This window comes from Virgibacillus salexigens, assembly GCF_014905415.1.
Lineage (GTDB): Bacteria > Bacillota > Bacilli > Bacillales > Amphibacillaceae > Virgibacillus > Virgibacillus salexigens.
The window spans coordinates 25,896-44,165 of record NZ_BNEO01000002.1; the positions used below are offsets into that span (position 1 = coordinate 25,896).

General features: G+C 35.4%; 14 protein-coding genes. 11 read left to right on the forward strand and 3 right to left on the reverse strand.

Annotation, left to right across the window (positions count from 1 at the left end; translation table 11 throughout):
- Window positions 1-93: 93 nt before the first annotated feature.
- The 3 genes from JKP73_RS07675 to JKP73_RS07685 all read right to left on the reverse strand — a co-directional run bounded on the left by JKP73_RS07675 (window position 94) and on the right by JKP73_RS07685 (window position 4,241).
- Entirely contained in the window at window positions 94-1,452 is a 1,359-nt protein-coding gene (locus tag JKP73_RS07675) for an FAD-binding oxidoreductase (protein ID WP_021291937.1), read from the reverse strand.
- Window positions 1,453-1,541: 89 nt separating this feature from the next.
- A complete protein-coding gene (locus JKP73_RS07680) occupies window positions 1,542-2,924 on the reverse strand; it encodes a YjiH family protein (RefSeq protein ID WP_021291936.1) in 1,383 nt (460 codons plus the stop codon).
- Between the two features lie 12 nt (window positions 2,925-2,936).
- A complete protein-coding gene (locus tag JKP73_RS07685) occupies window positions 2,937-4,241 on the reverse strand; it encodes an aspartate aminotransferase family protein (RefSeq protein WP_021291935.1) in 1,305 nt (434 codons plus the stop codon).
- Window positions 4,242-4,812: 571 nt separating this feature from the next.
- On the opposite strand from JKP73_RS07685, the gene JKP73_RS07690 reads away from it, so the two are divergent.
- The 11 genes from JKP73_RS07690 (at window position 4,813) to JKP73_RS07740 (ending at window position 18,263) form a co-directional block, all read left to right on the forward strand.
- On the forward strand, window positions 4,813-6,912 hold the full coding sequence (locus tag JKP73_RS07690) for a BglG family transcription antiterminator (protein WP_200411102.1): 2,100 nt from the start codon (window positions 4,813-4,815) through the stop codon (window positions 6,910-6,912).
- Between the two features lie 11 nt (window positions 6,913-6,923).
- Complete coding sequence (locus JKP73_RS07695; protein WP_021291932.1) at window positions 6,924-7,190, forward strand: PTS sugar transporter subunit IIB; 267 nt, start codon at window positions 6,924-6,926, stop codon at window positions 7,188-7,190.
- A 32-nt stretch (window positions 7,191-7,222) separates the two neighbouring features.
- Entirely contained in the window at window positions 7,223-8,584 is a 1,362-nt protein-coding gene (gene ulaA, locus JKP73_RS07700; RefSeq protein WP_021291931.1) for a PTS ascorbate transporter subunit IIC, read from the forward strand.
- A 149-nt stretch (window positions 8,585-8,733) separates the two neighbouring features.
- Window positions 8,734-8,898 carry a hypothetical protein gene (locus JKP73_RS07705; RefSeq protein WP_158295241.1) on the forward strand — a complete coding sequence of 55 codons (165 nt, stop codon included), beginning with the start codon at window positions 8,734-8,736 and terminating at the stop codon, window positions 8,896-8,898.
- Window positions 8,899-9,414: 516 nt separating this feature from the next.
- Window positions 9,415-10,068 carry a YjbE family putative metal transport protein gene (locus JKP73_RS07710; RefSeq protein WP_188944131.1) on the forward strand — a complete coding sequence of 218 codons (654 nt, stop codon included), beginning with the start codon at window positions 9,415-9,417 and terminating at the stop codon, window positions 10,066-10,068.
- A gap of 93 nt (window positions 10,069-10,161) precedes the next feature.
- On the forward strand, window positions 10,162-10,908 hold the full coding sequence (locus JKP73_RS07715; protein WP_021291928.1) for a sulfite exporter TauE/SafE family protein: 747 nt from the start codon (window positions 10,162-10,164) through the stop codon (window positions 10,906-10,908).
- A 15-nt stretch (window positions 10,909-10,923) separates the two neighbouring features.
- Window positions 10,924-11,274: a nucleotidyltransferase domain-containing protein gene (locus tag JKP73_RS23505; RefSeq protein ID WP_021291927.1), complete on the forward strand. Its 351-nt coding sequence runs from the start codon at window positions 10,924-10,926 to the stop codon at window positions 11,272-11,274.
- Window positions 11,275-11,858: 584 nt separating this feature from the next.
- Window positions 11,859-12,590 (forward strand): ZIP family metal transporter, encoded by a 732-nt coding sequence (locus JKP73_RS07725; RefSeq protein ID WP_038245516.1) that lies wholly within the window; start codon window positions 11,859-11,861, stop codon window positions 12,588-12,590.
- Between the two features lie 64 nt (window positions 12,591-12,654).
- Window positions 12,655-13,620 (forward strand): bile acid:sodium symporter family protein, encoded by a 966-nt coding sequence (locus JKP73_RS07730; protein WP_021291925.1) that lies wholly within the window; start codon window positions 12,655-12,657, stop codon window positions 13,618-13,620.
- Window positions 13,621-13,784: 164 nt separating this feature from the next.
- Window positions 13,785-15,824 carry a helix-turn-helix domain-containing protein gene (locus tag JKP73_RS07735; protein ID WP_200411103.1) on the forward strand — a complete coding sequence of 680 codons (2,040 nt, stop codon included), beginning with the start codon at window positions 13,785-13,787 and terminating at the stop codon, window positions 15,822-15,824.
- Window positions 15,825-16,097: 273 nt separating this feature from the next.
- Entirely contained in the window at window positions 16,098-18,263 is a 2,166-nt protein-coding gene (locus JKP73_RS07740; protein WP_038245514.1) for an acetate--CoA ligase family protein, read from the forward strand.
- Window positions 18,264-18,270 lie beyond the last annotated feature (7 nt).

Genomic DNA, 18,270 nt, shown 5'->3' on the forward strand with positions numbered 1-18,270 from the left:
AAGATCCAACGATCAATCGCCTTTACAGCAATACACCTGTAGAAGAAGTGACAGGGTGAATGGATGCTGAATAACCCATGGAATATCAATGGGTTATTCAATAAATATTTTTCCTGGATTAAGGATGTTACTTGGGTCAAGCAATTGTTTTATTTGGTGCATAACTTCTAATGCAGTTCCATGCTCCTTTTGCTGATATTTTCGCTTGCCTATTCCGACGCCATGCTCACCAGTGCATGTTCCACCAACATCAATAGCTAGTGTTGCCAATGCTTCATTTGTTGCCTCGGCTTTTTCGCGTTCTCCAATTACAGCAGGGTCAAATAATACAAGTGTATGGAAATTCCCGTCGCCTACATGCCCCCAAACGCCGCCAGTTAGTCCGCTGTTATCTATTAATTGCCTCGCATAAGTAACTAATTTAGGCAGTTGTGATATCGGTACACAAACATCAGCGCCAACTTCATCTATTCCATCCGTATGCTGAAAAGCGTAAGATAAGTTATAACGTGCCTTCCATAATTCTTCTTGTTCTACTGGATCGGTAGCTACTGTCCAGTGTTTAGCCCCGAGCGTTTTAACTATCTTTGCAGTCAGTTGAACATCAGCTTCTACCCCGTGTACAGATCCAGCAAATTCAAAGAATAAAGAGTGTGCAACAGGAAAGGTGTATACATTTTGTCGATTAACTTCAGCAATACTAGCCGCATCCATCAGTTCCATTCGCTTAATAGGGATTGTTTGTAATAAGATTTCTTTCGCTGCTATGGCACATGTTTCCATGGACGCAAATGTACAACGTGCCATTACTGTATACTCTGGGATTCCGTGTAGTTTAAGTGTAATTTCAGTAATAATTCCTAATGTCCCCTCTGAACCAGCAAAGAGGTTTGTCATTAGGTAGCCAGAAGAGGATTTCTTTGCTTTGGTTCCTGTATGAATAATTCTGCCATCGGCCAGCACGACTTCTAGATCTAATAATTGATCTTTCATAGCACCGTATCTAACAGCGGTTGTACCACTTGCATTAGTTGCAACCATACCACCGATGGTTGCGTTTACCCCAGGATCAACGGGGAATTGTAATCCTTGTTCACGAATGACATCATTTAACTGAAAACGAGTGACACCAGGTTGAACAGTGATCGTCATATCATCTGGCGAGAATTCAATAACCTGATTCATTCGGCTGAAGTTCATGGAGATTCCATTCTCAACAGGTATGGCTTGCCCTTCTAAACCGGAGCCTGTCCCAAATGGAGTGATTGGGATATGATAGTCTCGTGCTACTTCTACGATCAGTTGAACATCTTCAGATGAATTTGGATAACAGACGACTTCAGGCAGTACGGCTGAATGAGGTGATTCATCATAACTGTGACGAATAAGATCATCTGTTTGTTGACTTACCTTCTCTTTTCCTAATTTCTCAATTAATACATTGATATACACATTTATCACCTCAGGCAGTTTTTATATTTTCAAGAAGGCAAGGGAAGAGGAATACATTGTTATCTCCTTAGCATTCTAGGGTTTATATATTAATAAATTAGATGTGCAATGATTACGATAATGGGTAGTGAGATAATAGTACGCTCAAGAAAGATGATAAATAAATGCCAAGCTTTCACTGGAATTTTTGAGATTAATAGCAATGTGCCCATCTCGGTTAAGTAAATAATTTGCACTAACGACAATGCCCCGATAACAAATCGAGTAATTTCCGCTTCAATTCCTGAAGCTAATACAGCTGGTAAAAACATATCAATAAAGCCGATAATAGTCGCTGGTGCTGCATCTGCTGCATTGGGAAGCTGCATTACTTCAAGAAGTGGAATAATTGGCTGCGAAATAATTTCAAAAAATGAAGTAAACTCAGCAATCACTAAAGCAATTGTACCAATTGCCATTACTTGTGGAAGTAACACAAATGCAATCCCTAAGAAAATAGAATTCCCCTGTTTTACCTGTTCTTTAAACGAACCAGCACTTTCTGCACGTTTGACTGCTTGGTGAATTCCCCATTTGAATTTGCTTATGTTGGCTGGCACATCTTCTTGATAGTCATTATTTGTATAATATTGATCTGGTATGTTAGCGATAGGTGGAATTCTTGGAACAATTACAGCACTTACAATTCCAGCCACTACGATGGCTAGATAAAAGAGTGGGAACATATGATCAACCTCTAGCATACCAGCGATCACTAAACAAAAAGGCAAGGACACGGTAGAGAAGCAGGTTGCGATTGCTGCAGCTTCTCTACCAGTGTAGAACCCATTCTGATACTGTTCTCTTGTAATCACTACACCAACATTTACATTTCCAATCCATGAAGATAGGAGATCAATTGCTGAACGCCCTGGTAACGTAAAAAGGGGTTTTATGATGCCGCGTAGTATCGAGCCAAAGAATTCCATAACTCCAAAGTTGATAAGATATGGCATTAAGAACGATGCGACAAAGAACCATACAATTAAACTAGTTAATAATCCAAACATTACTTCACCAGTAAGCTCAGAATAAATGATTTCCATACCAGCTCCAAAGTATGTCATTATTGCAAATATCGTCCCAAGAATTCGTAAAATGGTCCAGAATATGGTTACGTTGAATAAAGACATGAATAGTGCAGACTTTTGAATAAATCTTGGTTTAAAAATGGCTTGTACCACAGTAAATACAGTAGAAATCACCATAATCAAAGTGACAATTGCAGGTAACCAATTGGATAGAATATCAATGATATACTCTGTAATAATACCTAATGGTATATTAAATGTACCCCCATCAAAAATGGGAAATAAAAAGATGAATACTCCAAATAATGAAGGGAGGAGGAACTTTAACAATCCACGTGTATGGACATTTTCTTCTTCCTGGCTTTGTTCATGTTCCTGTAAATGTTCTGGATAGTCACTCATTTTATTTTCCTCCTAAAGGCGGGCAAGGACGTTGTCTAGTACATTTAGTCCTTGGTCTATTTGTTCTTTGGTTATCGTTAATGGTGGAATCATACGAATGACTTCACCTTCGTTTCCGCAAAGGTAGAATAATACGCCTGCTTCTAAACAGCTATTTAATACGTTCATAACAGCTTCACCGTCAGGTTTCCCATTTACTGGATCCCTTAGTTCTATACCGAGCATTAAGCCAATTCCACGCACTTCATGAATCACATCATATCTCTGCTTCATCTCTGTTAATCTGGTTAATGCATAAGAACCCATTTCCGATGCGTTTTCAAGCAAGTTTTCTTCCTTTATTACGCTTAAAGATGCTCTAGCAGCTGCACATGCAATAGGATTTCCGCCAAATGTTGTACCATGAGATCCAAGTGGCCATTGTTCCATAAGTTCTTTAGACGCAACAGTTGCACTAAGTGGTAAACCAGCAGCAATACCTTTTGCGATTGCCATAATATCTGGCGTTACACCAAATGATTGTGCAGCAAACCAATTACCTGTACGTCCAAAGCCTGTTTGTACTTCATCAAAGATGAGTAGGATACCATGCCGATCACATATTTCACGTACTTTCTTTAGCCACGACTTTGGAGGAATGATATAACCGCCTTCCCCCATTACAGGTTCCAAAATCATACATGCAACCTCTTCTGGATCTACTTGATGTTTAAATAGAGACGTAACATCCTTCTCCAGTTTAGCAGCAAAGAAGGTATCAGGATCTTCATCACTCGGACAATCTTCTGGTAAAGCATACGGGAGTTGGTAAGTTAGCCAAGATGGTTGCTGAAATTTCCGATACTTACTCTTCGATGTGGATACACTTAACGACCCGATTGACCTTCCATGAAAGTTTCCAGTAAATGAAATAATGTATGGACGCTTCGTAACATGTTTTGCTAATTTCAATCCACCTTCAATTGCTTCCGTTCCACTATTTGAAAAGAAGAAATTATCTAGATTACCTGGCATTATTTCTTGCAATTCTTCAGCTAGTTTTAATATAGACTCATAGATAATTACCCCTGAAGGTCCATGTACAAGATGGTCAGTACTATCTTTAATGGCTTGTACGACTTTTGGATGACGATGTCCCACATTTTCTACCGCAATACCAGAAGTGAAATCTAAATATTGCTTTCCATCTGTTCCATAATAATAACAGCCCTCCGCCTTGGTAACTGGTAAGTTCGGATGATCTTTAGCCATGCTAGGTGCTAAAAAGTTCCCAATAGAATTTGTAAGTTGTTCCCAATTATTTGTAGGTGTTGTCATTTCCATGCTCCTTTGGTTTATCTTTTTATTATTAATGTATATTTATAAAATTATTTGCATAAAAATTATATACTAAATTTCGTGAATTTAGAAGAGGTAATCGAAATTTCTTATCATCTATGAATAAAGCATTTTTTTCCAAATAAAACAAAGGATTGGTGTACATATAAAAAGGCCGATGAACTTAACAAATTGTTGCTAAGTCATCGAGCGCTCCGTACAAATGGAATAGGTGGTGCAGCTATAACTGTTTTTTTCTCCATAAGAATGTATATAAATCAACAAAAAATGAAAAAAGCAACACTACAGGGCGATAGAATAAACCCTATTACGATAAAAGCTTGATTCGTTTGGATCGGCGGTTTTGGTATCGTGTTGCCCATGAGCATACCCCCTTCACTATTCTAATTAGAAAGTTGACTGTTTTATTTTGCAAATTTATAGCCTTACAATTTATACCTAGTGAACCCCCTTACTATTGTTGAAATAACAGATTATAATAAGGTTGCAAGTTAGATGAAATCATTTAACAGTTAGTTATTGCAATATTTCTTTTCTGGAAAGGAATCTAATGATGGTATTAGATAAAAGACGTGCGCACTTATTATCTTTGTTAATTCAAGAGGAAAATCCTATTCATGCAAACGCATTGTCAGAAATAATAGGGGTTTCATCACGTACAATTTATTATGATCTGCAACAAGTTAATGATTGGTTAGAGAATCAAGAACTGCAACCAATACAATCGATTTATGGAAAGGGTTATTTATTAGTAAGTGATGTGAAGGAGGAACTACAGGGTCAAGGTATTCATATTACGGATGAATACGAATATCAACTGGCGGAGAGTGAACGTCAGTATCTTCTAATGATTAAATTATTGATTGAAAATCAACCATCTACGATGAACCAATTTATCAAGTTGACACAGATGAGTAGAAGTTCCCTGGTTAAAGATTTAAAAACGGTAAGAACGTATATAGATGACTATGAACTTACACTTACTTTTACACGTCCAATAGGCTATCAAGTCAATGGTTTAGAAGAAAATAAACGAAAACTATTATTAAGTATTCTTTCACGTACGATCTTACAATCTAACTCAGTTATACTTCATAAAAAAATCTATCAATTATTATTTGCGAACAGTCAAGATAAAATACGTGACATGCTTTTAACCATTATCCATAAGGCAGAAAGCAAGTTACATCTCACTTTAACGGATGAAATGGTGGAAATGTTAATTGTTCAACTGCTTATTATGATCAAGCGTATAAAGGTTGGTCAAGTCGTCGAAGTAGATAGCCAAGAAAAGGAGGTATTGAAACAATCCACCTATTTTAAAGCATCGCAGTTTATAACCAATACGTTAGCTGAGCAATTCGAAATGCCGGTCCCATTCAATGAAGTTTGTTTTCTAACCATGAATTTATTAGGTTTAAAAGTTCATCATGATGATTTTAGGAACTATACAGAAAGAGAGCTATTCGGTTTACAGCATGTTGTGCATCGAATGGTTTCAGATTTTCAAAAAAATGCTTGTGTTATTTTCAACGACCGAGAAGGTTTAGAAAAAAATCTTATTTCCCATATGAAACCATCCTATTATCGTCTGAAGTATGGGGTGCCATATTCGAATCATTTAACTGAAAATATTCAAAAGAATTATACAGACATCTTTCATTTTACCAAACAAGTCGTCATTCATTTACAATACTATGTTGGTAAACCTATTCCAGATGATGAAGTTGCTTATATTTCTCTACACTTTGGTGGTTGGTTAAAGAAAGAAAAGAAACAAGTAAACATGAATTATAAGGCAATTATTGTATGTGAGAATGGGATTGGGACGTCGAACATGTTAAAGACTCAATTAGAAAGTTTGGTTGCAGGATTAGATGTAGTAGCAATTCAATCCATTCGTGAATTTCATATTAATCACTATAACGTGGATGTCATTTTCTCTACAAATTATTTAAAGGAGAAGGAAATTCCTGTTATTCATGTAGCTGCTATCCTAACCAACTATGAGAAAGAAAGAATTTTGAAGCAAATAAATGACATGTTCCATATCTCTTCTGTGAATAAAAATAATATAGAACATTTAATGGAAGTAATTGAAGAATTTGCTGTCATACAGGATCCGATAGGTTTGAAAACAGCATTAGCAAACCTTATTGAAAATCGAAAGCAATTAGTAAAGGAGATAAGGAAACCAATGCTAAATGAGTTGTTAACAGCAAATACTATACAATTCCGAGATCGAGTGTCTAATTGGCGAGAAGCTATTACAGTTGCGGCAGAGCCTTTATTACACCAAAAGTCGATTCGCTCTGAATATATACAAGCGATGATCGATAATGTGAACGAACTGGGACCCTATATTGTAATGGCACCTAATATTGCATTGCCACATGCAAGGCCAGAAGCTGGGGTAGAACGCTTAGGGATGAGTTTTCTTAGATTAAAAGAACCTGTTTACTTTTCAGATGAAGAAAAACATCGTGCCCAACTTATTATTGTATTAGCTGCAATTGATAATGAAACCCATTTAACAGCTTTATCACAATTAACGGAACTGTTATCGGAGGAAGAAAAAGTAACGCATTTAATAAAAGCTGAAAGTATAGAAGATGTACAACATATGATGAAACAAGTTATTAAGGAATAGGGGGATAAAAAATGAAAAAAGTATTAGTTGTCTGTGGAAATGGGTTAGGAAGCAGTATGATCGTCGAAATGAATGTAAATGCTATTTTAAAAGATATGGGAAAGGATGCAAATGTTTCTCATACTGACTTAGCTACAGCAAAAACAGAGCAAGCAGATATATTTTTAGGTTCTGAAGATATTGTTGATAGTTTAGATGACGGTCATAAAAACGTAATAAAGTTAAAAAATCTTATGGATAAAGGCGAGCTTCGTGAGGCATTGGAAAAACATTTTTAAATTTTAACGTGAATGAGAAGGGGAGTAATTCAATGGTAGACTTACTTATGAATGATGTGCTAGGTACTCCTGCGATTCTTGTTGGACTGTTCGCTTTAATTGGCTTACTTGCACAAAGAAAGAATATTGCTGACGTTGTTTCTGGAACATTAAAAACAATAATGGGATTCGTTATTTTAGATGCAGGTGCAAACGTGATTGTGTTGTCCTTGGGACAGTTTTCAAATATGTTTAATGAAGCTTTTTCCGTAGATGGCGTTATTCCGAATAATGAAGCTATTGTAGCAGTGGCCCAGCAAAGCTTTGGTACAGAAACCGCGATGATTATGCTTTTTGGTATGGTTGTAAATATCATACTTGCAAGAGTAACACCCTATAAATATATTTTCTTAACAGGTCACCATACGATGTTTATGGCTTGTATGATTGGTGTCATCCTAACAACAGGCGGGATTACGGGTATAACATTAATTGTTGTTGGTTCCATAATCTTAGGGTCTTTAATGGTACTTTCACCAGCAATGCTGCAACCATTTACTAGAAAAATTACTGGTTCAGATGACTTCGCAATAGGACACTTCGGATCCTTTGGGTATTTTATTTCTGCGTTAATTGGAAGGTTCGTCGGAAAAAATTCAGCGTCTACAGAAGAATTAAAGGTTCCGAAGTCACTAGGGTTTTTACGTGATACATCTGTATCTGTCTCATTAACCATGGTTATCTTATTCTTTGTTGTGGCACTGTTTGCAGGTCCAGCTTTTATTGAATCCGAATTAAGCGAAGGTCAACATTTCTTAGTATTTGCATTTTTGCAAGGCTTAACGTTCGCTGCAGGTGTTTATATTATTCTAGCTGGTGTACGTATGCTCTTAGGAGAAATTGTACCAGCTTTTAAAGGTGTTGCTGATAAATTTGTTCCCCATGCAAAACCTGCACTAGATGCACCAGCAATATTTCCATTCGCTGGTAATGCTGTAATTATAGGTTTCTTGTTTAGCTTTATGGCTGGATTAATAAGTATGTTCTTGTTACCTGTATTTGGTTTAAAAGTAATTGTACCTGGATTAGTCCCGCACTTTTTTACGGGAGCTGCAGCAGGTGTATTCGGTAACGCAACGGGCGGACGAAGAGGGGCAATTATTGGTTCCATGTCAAATGGTCTTATTATAAGCTTCTTGCCAGCATTGCTTTTACCTGTATTAGGAACAATTGGTTTTGAAGGTACGACTTTCGGAGATGCTGATTTTGGAGTGGTAGGAATTGTGTTAGGAAACTTGATTAATGTTATTCCATCAACTGTATTATTTATTATCATTACTTTTGTAATTCTAATCATCCTTTATATGATTGGATGGAAAGCAATGAAGAAAGTGGAGAAGGAAGACGCAGCATAGTTTATTGTAAACAGGTATTCTACAAAAGAGTACCTGTTTTATAATAGAGCAGGTGCTTAAGATAAATTAATTTGACAATGAAGTGAAACAGACATAGACTTAAGACCTATACGTACAAAATAATCAGAAAAGTAACAAGGGGTTTCGTTATGCTTCGTAAAGTAAAAGAATTATTACCAGTGTTATTTGATTCAAAACCAATGAAAATAATTGGTGATATCTCCCTAATTTTACTGGTTTTCGTTTTGTTTATTGGACTAATTATATTTGTCTATTTACTGGTATCAAGCCTATTATATAATGGGGCCGTGTAGCCTGGATTATTGAAATGGAATTCCTGTTATTATTTTAGTCTAATAAATGCTAGTGAAAATATAAATAAAAATACTAAACCAGCACCTATTAAAATACTGATAATATCCATAAGAAAAAACTCCCAGTTTTAGTATTGAATAGCGAAGAGGAAAGTTGCTATAAATGCATCGTATAAGAATGGTGCGATAATTGCAATACGTATTATAATTTCTAGTGTATAGCTTGGGGATAAACCAAGCTTTTTTTACTTTAGGAAATGATTACTTTTATGCTGGAGGTTACCTAACCAATTAATCTAACTGTCTGCAATGATCCGTCCATGACACGCGAACACATACATGGTTATATGGCACTGATGCCTTTGTTCTGTAATGGTATGCTATTTGTTTATAAAAGGTCTGTTACTACTCCCCCTATCATAATGTATTAATAAAGCGGAAAAAAGATGCTTTAGAAAATCTGGTCAAAAAATGATTCATTTCATTTAGGTACCAGTCTCGTTGGAGGTAGTAAACATGGAATTTATTGAGGCCATTCTAAAAATTTTGTTAGTTAACCTTATATTAAGTGGAGATAACGCTGTTGTAATAGCTATGGCAAGTAGGAAACTACCCAATTATTTGAAAAGACAAGCAGTTGTTTGGGGGACGATCGGAGCTATTACGTTTCGGATTATTTTCGTATTTCTAGTGATCTACCTCCTGAAATTGCCTTTCATCCACTTCATCGGAGGCATCCTCTTGCTTATAGTTGCTTATAAATTATTGGTGGACAAGCAAGAAGAACAGCAGATAAAAGGTGGCAGTTCACTTAAAGAAGCAATCGTTATTATCATTTTTGCTGACTTAATTATGAGCTTAGACAATGTATTAGCAATTGTTGCAGTTTCGAATGGAGATATATTATTGATTATGATCGGAATTATAGTAAGTATCCCCATTATTATTCTGGCAAGTCAATATATAATGGAATTAATGGAGGATTATGCTTCCATTGTCTATGTTGGAGCTTCAATTCTAGCGTGGACAGCAACAGAAATGCTGCTCAAAGAACAATTGATGGTTGATCTTCTTACTTTTATGCATATCACAGATACCGTTTTATATACCGTAATTATCTTATTTATACTAGTATTCGGCGGATATAAACGAAAAAAATATAACGCCTAATCAGAACGAATTCTCTTTTAACCACGATTAGAAATATATGATAATATGAACGTATTGTATTTTCAGTATTCGTGATAAAAGGGGAGAAGATGAATGTTTGACTTGGCGGTTATGGAATGGCTGATTGTGATCTTATGTGCATTATTTATTGGTTTTTCTAAATCTGGTTTGCCAAACCTCGTCATATTGGTTATAACCATGATTATGTTTGTCTTCCCAGCAAGAGATTCGGTAGGCATCTTATTGCCGATGTTGTTAATTGGAGACTTGTTTGCAGTTACATACTATCGAAGAAATGTTGTTTGGAAGCATCTGAAGGATTTGATACCTTGGGTTCTAATTGGTATTGTAGCAGGGTATTTTGTTTTAGAATATGTGAACGATCAACAATTAAAACCAATTATCGGTATTATTGTGTTAATAATGATCGCATTAAATTTCATTCGCGAACGATTAGGTACGAAATTTAATCAAATGCTTCCTGCTTCCAAAAGTTTTACATTGTTAATGGGAATCCTTGGGGGATTTACGACAATGGTGGGGAATGCTGCCGGGGCAATTATGACGATTTACTTATTGGTTAAAGGCTTACCGAAGAAAGAATTCGTTGGAACAAGTGCATGGTTTTTCTTATTGGTAAACGTGATAAAAGTGCCTTTTTATATTCATTTGGGATTAATTACAACGGATTCTGTCATCGTTAATATAACAATGGCACCGGTCATTATACTCGGAGCATGGATCGGTGTTAAAGTATTACCGTTAATTCCGCAAAGAGTGTTTACTATTCTTATTCTATTATTAGCTGCTTTAGGTGGAATTAATTTACTCTTGAATTAACGAGGAGGGAAGAAAATGACATCCTTTCCGGCAATAAAGGCAGCTAAGCAATTTATTAGAAACGAATTTTCAACTTGTGATGCAGCTCTCTTAGCTGGGAGTACAGCAAGAGGTGAGGGAACAGAGACTTCTGTTTTAGATCTTGTGGTTTTTGATAGAACTGTTCGGTTAGCGTATAGAGAATCGGTGAAAGCTATCAATTGGCCAATTGAAGTATTTGTACATAATTTATGTTCTTATAAAAACTTTTTTAAAAAAGATTGTGATCGTGCGAAGCCATCACTACTTCGAATGGTGGTTGAAGGCATCGCGCTTCAAGATAATGGGATCATTCATTCAATAAGAAGGAAGCGGCTATCCTTTTAAATCATGGTCCACTAATCTGGTTAACAAGTAAGATCAACCACCAACGTTATCTCATAACGGATATAGGAGAGCAGGTGAAATCATAATTGCTAATCGATTACTAGATTTAGAATTTGCTTTACGAACGAATAAGCATTGGCTGGTTACATCTAAATAGCTGATGCGATCTTTAGAGTCTTATAATGAGATATTTGCTAAGAATTTTATCAATGGATTTGACGATTTACATATGGTAACAAAGAGTAGTAATGCAATTAGTGGAGCAAGTATTAGCACCATATGGTGGTAGGTTATTTGAAGGGGATTCAATTGGAAAGTAAGGTAACTGTGAATTACACATAATAAATGATCATAGCTACAAGACAAATAGTTAATTTGGCAAGAAACTTCATATTGGCTTCACCTCCAATACAGTCCATTTATTAAGGTTTGGTTTAAGTATAAAATACAAATATTAAACCGGTATGAATACATCGTAAACGATATGTAAATGTAATACGGATAGCCCCAGCAATAGCATCAATTATTTGTACATAAATCATTCTAGATACGTATAAAATGTATCGACGGAGGAGGTTGTACAATTGGATGCTATCTTAGAGATTAGCTTATTCATTTTTATTGGGCTAATAATGGGCGGGGTATTCGCATGGTTAATGCTTAAAATAGGGAAGCAGCAAATAATAAATCTTTATTTGTTTGCTACAGGAATTCTAATAGGTGTCGTCGGTTTCATGTTAATACCAGATGCCTTATCGCATTATAGTATTCCCGGATTAATGATTGGGACATTAGCTGGACTTTGTTTCATGATGTGTTTAGATGAATATGTAGTTAAAATTATAAAAAGAAAACAGATTCATCCCCGATTTGTTAGTGGTTCATTATTTTTAGTACTTGGTATCATATTCCATACGTTGCCGGCAGGGATTACAATAGGTACGGAACTCACCGGAAGTTCATGGGAGATGAATTCGTTAGTCGGCACATTTTTGCTTCATCAGATTCCTGAAGGTATGGCGTTATTTGTTTCTTTTTTAGCTTGGACTGATTCCCTGACTCCATTTTTCTTTGCTGCACTTCTAGTAGCATTAAGTTTGTTTTTATCCATTCTTATAGGAAACTATGCGCTTGCATTTACTTATAAAACAAAATCAATAACTATGGGGCTAGCAATTGGAACCCTTAGCTTTGCAAGTGTACATAGCATATATCTCCAACAAGTAAAAAAACAGAGGAAGTTTGTACATATCCTTTTAGGGGTTATGTTTGTACTTCTCTATATGATGGTATTTCTTGAACATGGAATAAGATGAGGGCTAGTGTAATTATCAGATTTTTGATATTATATTGAAATATCATTGGATAGGGGGAGTAGAAATGCGCGTATTAGAAAAAATTAGTTCAATAGCTGGAAATACATTTGCAATATGGGTTGTTTTATTTGGAATTATCAGTTTTATCTTACCTGATGGATTCACTTGGATTGCTCCACATATATCGGTCTTATTAGGAGTGATTATGTTTGGTATGGGTTTAACGCTTTCTCCTGCTGACTTTAAGGGGGTCATGCAAGCACCAAGAAGTGTATTAATAGCGGTTCTAGCGCAGTACACGATTATGCCATGCATAGCTTATGGATTGGCGGTTGCATTTCAGCTCCCTCCCGAAATAGCAGTTGGGGTTATCTTAGTAGGTTGTTGTCCAGGAGGGACTGCTTCCAATGTGATTACCTTTTTAGCAAAAGGAAACACTGCTCTATCTGTATCAGTAACTACGGTATCTACGTTACTAGCACCAATATTAACACCGGCATTAACCCTTCTATTTGCGAGTGAATGGATGTCCGTATCATTTGCAGAAATGGTCATGTCCATAGTTAAAATGGTATTATTACCAATTATATTAGGTGTTATTATTCGAATGCTTTTCCGTAAGCAGGTTGAAAAAAGTGTAGCCGTATTGCCGCTCGTTTCAGTCATTGGCATTGTAGCTGTTGCAGCAGCAGTTGTATCAGTTAATACAGATGCGATTGCATCCTCCGGTTTACTTATTTTTGGTGTAGTCGTGTTACATAATGTATTAGGATTAATGTTAGGGTTTATGTTAGCAAGGATCTGCAGGCTAAATTTCCATGATCAGAAAGCAGTTTCGATTGAAGTAGGAATGCAAAATTCAGGACTTGGTTCTACACTAGCTCTTACTTATTTTGCGCCAATTGCAGCTGTACCAAGTGCTATTTTCAGTGTATGGCATAATATTTCTGGACCGGTTTTAGCAACCATTTGGGCGAAGAGAAGTCAAACTATTGATCCGCCACAAGATAAGGGAGAAAAATTAGCATAAGTGGATAAAAGGAGAATGTCTCAAAGGCATTCTCCTTTTATTATAAAGAGCTTGAAATAAATTAGATTTGATTAGATCTAATTTATTGATGAATTAGAAAATAAAGAAATTAATAAATAAATGTGTTAAAATAATAAAATAAATACCTTCGGAGGGAATGTATATTGAAAAAGAGTTATTTTAATAATGACAATGTATACTCTGAGAATTTGAAATACCTATCTAGTATTTGGTCTGAGAAAATAGATAACTTCTATGTATTGTGCATTTATGATGAGGGGAATTTTAATAACCCGAGCTATCGGTTATTCAATAACAACATCTCAATTGTGGAAGGTAGTAAGTCATCTAATACGTTCATTATTTGGGAGCAATCCTATCAAAAAAATAAAGATTTATTTTTTAAATTACGTGTTGCCTCAAGAAATGAATTGATGAAACAAATAGCAAAATATATTGTAAATTATTTATTGAAGGAATATGAATCGTATTCCAGCGCTCCGATTGAAAGTCACCAAATTCTTAATAAAAAAAGTTATATTAGCAAATTAATTGAGAAATTCGAAATTATATTGAAAAGAGATACATTCCTCGTAAACCATAGAGTTTGGGAGGATTTTTGCAAATGGTTTAAAGCATACTTAATAAATTGGGTACTTGAGGATATCCAAGAATCAATTGGTATTCCGACAATGAATACGTTAAATGAAAAACAACTAAATGAATTATTTTATCATTATATAACTAAAAACTTTACGGAAAATAACGATTTCACTGTAAAGTTTACAAATATTATCGACGATTATGTTCAAAAATGGGTAGAAAAAATTATTGCTTCACTGAAACTTAAGAATATATCGATTGATAAAATCATTCAATTGCTTGAACTAACTGAAGATCCAATAACAATCAAAGGCAATAATTATCAAAAAGATATCTATTATACGTTAATTAAGGATGGATGTATACGTGTAATGAGTAATGCTCCATATCAAACTATAAGAGAAGCATTATCACTAAATAGGTTCCAGCATAATCCATCTTTACCTTGGCCCAGTGCGGTTCTACATAATGGTGTGATTGATGGAGTGGTGCAAATAAAGCCAATTCGTTTTCAGAAAAAAGCGAAGAATAGTGATGTACCCAAGGTGGTATCGTTGAAACAAATCGAACGGTTATTTGAATTAGCAGTTGATGTATATGATGCATTATGCAGTTTTTATTTATCAAGAGCCCAGCATCACAGCGATATTGTAGAAATTCGAATCGATGATCTATTAGCTTTAAGAGGTCTAAAACCAAAACTTGGAGGAAGTGGTCGAAGAGGAGGATATGAAAGTGAACAGCGCAAAAATATTTTGGAAGCGCTTTCTGTTATACAGAAATTATGGATTAGCTTAGAGAAGGCTACCGTGTATGAGAAAGGGAAGCCTGTTCAATTGAAATTAGAGGGAAGCGCATTTAAATTTTTAGATGACCGTAATAAAGAGCAATTCATTGATAGAAAATTACGAGTTCAAACTATAAGGTTTACGGTAGGTGAGGTATTTGAAAAGTATTTATATGGTACCGGCAGGCAAATCGCATTGTTACCAATTCAAACTTTACAGTATAACGTTTATCGTAAAAAATGGGAAAAGAAATTAATAAGATATTTGAGTTGGAGATGGAGAACGCAAGCCAGAAAGGGAGAATACTTACAACCTCACAAAATAAGCACATTATTAAGTGCTATAGGGGAGAAGGTAAATGAACGAATACCATCTAGGTCAAGAGATAGATTGGAACAAGCATTTGATGCATTATTGGAAGGTGAAGTAATCGCATCGTGGCAATATGAGCAGTGGAATGAATCGATTGCATCAAATAAAGGATGGTCACGAATATGGTTGAATTCGACGGTTATTATCGAACCTCCGGATGCCATTAAAAAGCATTATATTTCAATAACGAAGCAGCGAGGGAAAAGTAACAAATTTACAATTAATCCAAAATATTCAAAATCAATAGATGATGAACGTAATATTGGAAAAGAATTAAAGGTTATTCGGAAAGATCAAAAGCTTACGATATCACAATTGGCAGAAGAATTGGAGATATCTGCTGCGTATTTGAGTACGATCGAAAGAGGTATCAATATACCATCGAAACGAGTAGAAACTAGAATAATACGCTGGATGTATAGTTATGAAATTAAAAAATAAAATAGCACTTCACCCTCATACATGTTTGGTGTATGAGGTTTTTTTGATTAACTATGCGTTTAAACAATTCACATGTCGGGGTTATCATGAACTGTTGTCGGGTTTGAATAGGTTAGAAATTTTTTTATGAGCTTTTTGCTTCTTGTATGAAGGCAACTTTTGAAATTAGTTAAAACCTAATAATTAAATAAATTTGATATTTAGTTTAATAATAATATTTTTACCTCTCGATTTATCATGACGAATAACATAAATAAATCGAGGTGATGGATATTGGTTTATCAAGAGGAATCCTATTTAGAGCTTGAAAATCTGTTTAATCCACAATCATTAGCTATACTGGGTGCTTCTGGAAACAAAAACAAGTTAGGAAATATGCTAATTAAATCCTTAATAGAAGGAGGTTTTAAAGGAGAGATCTATCCAATAAACCCAAAAACTGAAAGCATAGAAGGTTTGGATTGCTTTGCTTCTGTATTAGATGTACCAACTGAGATTGATTTAGCAATCTTTTGTGTAGGTGCAGACAAAGTAATAAATGGCCTACAAGAATGTGCAAGAAAAAATGTGAAATCCGCAATTATATATGCTTCGGGGTTTTCGGAAATAGGAGAAGCAGGTGAAAAAGAACAGCAGCGAGTCAATCAAATCGCAAAACAGGCAGGAATTCGACTAATAGGCCCTAATTGTGTAGGAATTGTTAATACTTCTAATGGATTAATGGCAACGTTTTCGCCTGGTCTTACAGGAGTTCCAGAAAATAAACAGAGAGAAGTAGGGTTTGTTACACAAAGTGGAGCATTTGGTGTATTGACTTATATTGCAGCAGCACAAAACAGGCTAAGTTTTAACTACTTTGTAAGCGTTGGGAATGAAGTTGATACCGAGTTCTCCGATGTAATTGAGTACATGCTTCATGACTCAAACACTAGTGTGATTAGTGGATACTTAGAAGGGGAGAAAAGCCCTCATAAGTTACGTCAATTAGCAAAACAAGCATTAGATAAAAATAAGCCAATCGTCATAATGAAGGCAGGGAGAAGTAATGCAGGTAGTAAGGCAGCTGCTTCACATACTGGATCATTAGCTGGTTCGGACAAAATTTATGATGGTTTATTTAAACAGACAGGTATTATTCGGGTAGATGATTATGAGGATATAATTGCTTTTACAAAGCTCTTTTTATCCAAAAAACTACCTACAGGTAAAAATACAGCTATTGTTACTAGTTCCGGTGGACGAGGAATTAATGAAGCAGATCGATGCGAAGCATTTGGTCTTAAAATAAATCCATTAAATGAAAAAGTTAAGAAGGATATCGAACAAAATATTCCATCTTATGGAAGCGCTTTAAACCCAATAGACCTAACTGCAGCTGCAGCAGTATCTAATCCAGAATTATATATTGAACCACTTAAGGTTCTTGCTAACGACCCTGAGACAGATATAATCATCTTCACCGAATTTCCAATGGGCTGGACGGAGGATAATCCATCCTTAAAAGAGTTTGTGGATATATGTAGAAATACGGATAAATTTATTCTTATTGCTACGTTTCCGTTAGAAGGTATGTCGATTCCAAAGTCAGCTGATTATCTTGAACAAAATGGGATACCTGTAATACCTGGTGATTTAAACCCTATTAGAGCACTGAAAAAGTTAGTTCAATATAGCGAGAAATATGAAAAAAATAAACGAGCAAATGAACAAACATCACCTAAAATTAGCAGAAAAAACGAATTGCAGTTACAACCAGGAGCAACTCTAAGTGAGTCTCAAGCAGCTGATATTTTAGATCTTTACGGAATTCAAACAACGAAAAGAGCGATCGCTTTATCATTAGATGAAGCTGTCAATCAGGCAAATACAATTGGTTATCCAGTTGTCTTAAAAGTTGACTCGCCTGAAATTCCTCATAAAACGGATGCTCATGCAATTGCGTTAAATATAAGCAATGAACAACAGTTAAGGAAAACATTTAATCAGATTTTAAAAAATGCTAAGGAATATAACCCTGATGCCCAAATTAACGGAATATCTGTACAAGAAATGTTACCTGAAGGAATTGAGGTAATTGTTGGAGTCACGAATGATTCCGTATTTGGTCCAGTTATTATGTTAGGACTAGGTGGGGTATTTGTAGAAGTTTTCCAAGACACTTCATTTAGAATTGCACCTTTAACTAGGAATGACGCCATCGAAATGATAGAAGAGTTACAAAGCTTTCCAATTCTTAAAGGATTTCGAGGAAGGGATTCAGTTGCTTTAGAGCCTATTATAGATACGTTGTTAAAGGTATCAGCATTTGCTTCTGATTATGGAGATGCTATCAAAGAATTGGATATTAATCCTCTTATTGTATATGAAAACAAAGTTGTTGCGGCTGATGCAATGTTGGTGGTACAAGATTCCAAAAAAGTATTGAAGATTGGTGGTTAATAAAAGT